The organism is Flavobacterium sp. WG21 (assembly GCF_000335775.1).
GTDB lineage: Bacteria > Bacteroidota > Bacteroidia > Flavobacteriales > Flavobacteriaceae > Flavobacterium > Flavobacterium tructae.
Window position 1 is genome coordinate 1 of the sequence record NZ_AMYW01000062.1, and the last position, 4,369, is coordinate 4,369.

The following is a 4,369-nucleotide window of genomic DNA, read 5'->3' on the forward strand; positions in this document are numbered from 1 at the left end:
TTCCGTTTGACGTGAATGTTGTCGTTCCGGCAACACAAATGGTTTGAGTTCCTGATAATGTACCAGCATTTGGTGCAGCGGTTACCGTTACAGTTCTCGTTGCAGTTGCATTGGCACAACCTCCTGTTCCTGTTACCGTGTAGGTGATCGTTGCAGTTCCGGCTGAAACTCCGGTGATAACACCTGTTGAGTTATTTACTGTTGCAATTGCGGTATCACTGCTTGACCAGCTTCCCCCTGTAGTTCCGTTTGATGTGAATGTAGTCGTTCCCGCAACACAGATATTTTGATTCCCTGATAATGTACCAGCATTTGGTGCAGCAGTTACCGTTACCGTTCTCGTTGCAGTTGCATTGGCGCAACCTCCTGTTCCTGTTACGGTGTAGGTGATCGTTGCAGTTCCGGCTGAAACTCCGGTGATAACACCTGTTGAGTTATTTACTGTTGCAATTGCGGTATCACTGCTTGACCAGCTTCCACCTGTAGTTCCATTTGATGTGAATGTAGTCGTTCCAGCAACACAAATAGTTTGATTCCCTGATAATGTACCGGCATTTGATGCAGTAGTAATCGTTACAATTCCATTTATTGTCGCTGCCGTACAAGGTGCTGTATGACCAACTGTTGTTATCGTATAAGTACCACTCGCAGTTGGTGTTCCAGAAATCGTGATTGTTTTTGCACTGGAATCAACAGAAGCTGATAAACCAGCCGGCAAGTTTGAGGCAACAGCATTGGTTGCGCTTCCGCCAAAAGTATAAATCGTGCTAGGAATAGCTGTTCCGTTACAAATTGTCGGGTTTTGTGTACCACTGGTAAATACAATCGTAGAAGCGGTGTTTACAACTGCCGCAACCGCAACTCTTGATGCCGAAGTACAACCTTCTGGTGAAGTAGCCTCTACATAATAAGTCGTGGTAGTTGATAAACTTGGTGTAGTATAACTCGCTCCTGTTTTTAATGATGTACCGCCTGTTGAAGCCGCATACCAGTTAATAGTTGCTCCTGCCGATGCTGTTGCATTTAATGTTAATGTTCCTGCACCACATCTGGAGTCTTGTGTTGTTGAATCTATTGTTGGTCTTGTATTTATTGTTGCTACAACTGCCGTTCTTGTTCCTGTAGTACATCCATTTCCTGTAGCATCTACATAATAAGTGGTAGTTGTTGATAAATTTGGTGTGATAAAACTCGTTCCGGTCGCTAATGATGTACCACCGGTCGCAGCAGCATACCAATTAATAGTTCCTGAAGAAGCTGTAGCGCCTAATGTTACTGATCCTGCATCACATCGCGAAGCAGGTGTTGTTGCTGTTATTGTTGGTATTGCATTGATCACAAAATTTGTAGCAGTTCTACAGCTTCCAAGTCCCGGACAAGCTGCATAATATGTTGTGGTCCCCGGCGTATTTGTATTTGTCAAACCTGAGCCCGCAACACCTACAGGATTAAAAGAAGAACCTGTAAATATTGGTGTTAAACTTACAGACGATGTGTACCATTGTATAGTCCCCGAATTTGAACATGTAGAAGTAGCCGTTAATGCCCCGCTACCTCCCTGACAAATAGAAACTCCTGTCGTTGTTGGTGCTCCAGCAACCGGATTGATCGTCATACTTGCAGTCGGCGCCGAAGTACATCCCTGAGCATTAGTTGTAGTCAATACATAGCTGTTCGGTACTAAACCGGAGAAAACACCTGATGTATTATTTACTGGTGCCGTTACCGGATTTGTTCCTCTTAAGGTATAACTTATTCCCGCTCCCGGAGCTGGGGTATTGACTGTTATTGTTCCTGTTGGTGTAAGACAATTTCCTTGTGTTACAGTAGCTGTTGGAGTTGCTGGCAACGCCAAAATTGTAATATCATCTACCGTTTCTGCACTACCTTTAAAGTTTGTACCGGGAACATTTGCCTGACTGGCTCCTTCATAGGTTTTATTAGCAGAACCATAAGCATTTGTAAATGCTGTTATTCTTCTATTCGGATTAGCGGTTGTACGTGTTGGATCAAGATACAAAGCCTGCGCACTAGAACTGTAAGTTCCTGCCGCCATAGATGCCGCTACTTTTCCTGTTAAGGTTATCGTAACCACTCCATTTTGTGCAATATTAAAGCCTCCAAATACAGGATTACCTGCCGTAGCAGTGTTTGTTAATACACCTGAAGGTCCTGTTGCTTCTGCTGAATAAGTCGCTGTAGCGGAGTCGAACTCGATGCCTGTTGGAAAAAGAAAATCTAAAAATACTCCTGCAGCATTCCCTACTCCTGTATTTTTGATCTGAATTTCGTAAGAAACTTTTTCTCCAATCGAATTACAGGCTGATGCGGTTGAAAGTGCTTTTACTTTTGTTTCCAAAACAGGGAAACAATTAGAATTTACCTGCAAATTTGGCGGTACATCCTGCGCTGTAAAAGTTGACGCACTACCTGCTGTTCCATCTACCGCACCATTTCTAATTCCCGCACCGGCATTAGACCTTCCTGAACTACCTCCAACTACAGTAGTAGTTAAGGTCACAGTACCGGTAAGGTTGTGTCTGATTATTCCACCACCACCACCACCACCAGGTCCGTGTGAATTATTATTATCATTTTCAGTATTTCCTCCTGCTCCTCCTGCTGCTTCTATTCTGATCGTAGCGGTACTACTATTTGAGATATTCAATAATACTGTTCCTCCGGCACCACCACCACCTGCTCCATCGGGTGAGCCTGAAAAAGCACCTGGTGCTCCTTTTCCTCCATTGGCATAAATGTTACCTGTTCCCTGAACGGTACCTGCATTAATAAGAATAATGGCACCACCGACACCACCTTTAACACCTGTTGAGGCATTATTGGCATCTCCGGCACCACCACCACCTCCCATAACTAATCTTGGAAAGGCAGTTGCAGTAAGATAAGATCTGAAACCCGGTCTTCCTCCTCCTGTTAATGGAAGAACATCACCGCCTCCACCTTGCCATCCGGCACCACCTAAGCCACCGAATCCGCCATTACCTCCACCTCCACCTCCGGAGTTGTGGTCATTACCACCTCCACCAGCGTTAGCAGGGGCTCCTCTTCCTGCAGATCCTCCAGGCATTCCTTCTACTCCATTATCAACCTGATTAAATCCATCCCACATATAACGGGGTGTTCCGGCTATTCCTTCTCCTTTTCCTGAAATTGTATTATTACTTGATAATCCCACATAAGTTGTAGAATTATTAAGATTAGATACTGCTATAGGGCTATAACCTCCTCTAAAACCGCGGGCATTTCCATCAATAGAAAATCCGGCAAAATTGAATGTACCGGAAACATTAAAAGCAATAACTCCTCCTGCAACACCATTAAAAGGAGGTGTTGTTATAGAAGAAGTAAGGGTTAAATTGGAATATTGAGGTACTCTTACAATCTGAAAAGTTCTTTTTCCTCTTGTCGTTGTAGCATCTGCATTATAAAAACTATTCAGGGTTCCACCATTGGCACCCGTTCCTTTAAACGTTAAATTCCCACCAGTCAGTGGGACATTATTAGTTGCGATAACATATTCAAAAACTCCGGTGTTACCCAAAGATGTAAATCCGGTACCTCCTAAAGCATCAGGACCGCTATTTGACGTTCCGGAACCATAACTTGTTGTATTCGTATAATCTATCGTAGCATCCTGCATTTGAATAATCAAAATCAGATCTCCTACTGATATCGCAGTTGTTCCGAAATTATTAGAATACTGATCTGTGGGAGGTACTCCTCCTAAAACTATCGATTGAGTTCCTGCATTCAGTGTTATATTTCCCGAAATAGGAAAATAAGTATTTACAGAACTTGATACGGTAACAGGTCCATCTCCTCCAGGTGTTCCACAAACTTGTGAAAAAGCAGGTAATGACACTAGTCCAAAGAACAAAACAAAAAAGATTTGTTTTAAAAAATTAAACTTGCTAAAAGTAAAGTTATACATAAACAATGGGGAATTTAGAAATGGAAATATCAGATGCTGAGAAAACAACCGTGGTATTCAGCACACAAAACAGATACGATAAAATAATGGAAATGGTTTTTTGAAGTCTTAGAAAGTGCTTTTTAAAAGCTTTATCAAAAAAGGGCAGCGTTTGGACCATAGGTATTATAGGTTCAAGACACAAAATGTCTTTCGGTTAAATTAGTAGTTTTTGGAGCCGCGAAAATATGCAATCAACTGGCTATCAGCTATATTTTTCGATAAACTACTCAGATTAACGATGAATGACGTTTTTCAACAGACCATAATACACTTTTGACTACAAAAAAAATGACTATTTGATAACGAAGTGGTAAAAATTGGCAGGCATATTGTACATATATTACTATTTTAAAGAATATAGTGACAAAAAATCAA

The 4,369-nt window shown here is 42.0% G+C and carries 1 protein-coding gene; it reads right to left on the bottom strand.

All coding sequences use genetic code 11. The features are described 5' to 3' along the window. On the bottom strand, positions 1–3,952 hold a 3,952-nt coding region (locus C245_RS23835; RefSeq protein ID WP_017498841.1), incomplete at its 3' end, for an Ig-like domain-containing protein. Positions 3,953–4,369: the final 417 nt, after the last annotated feature.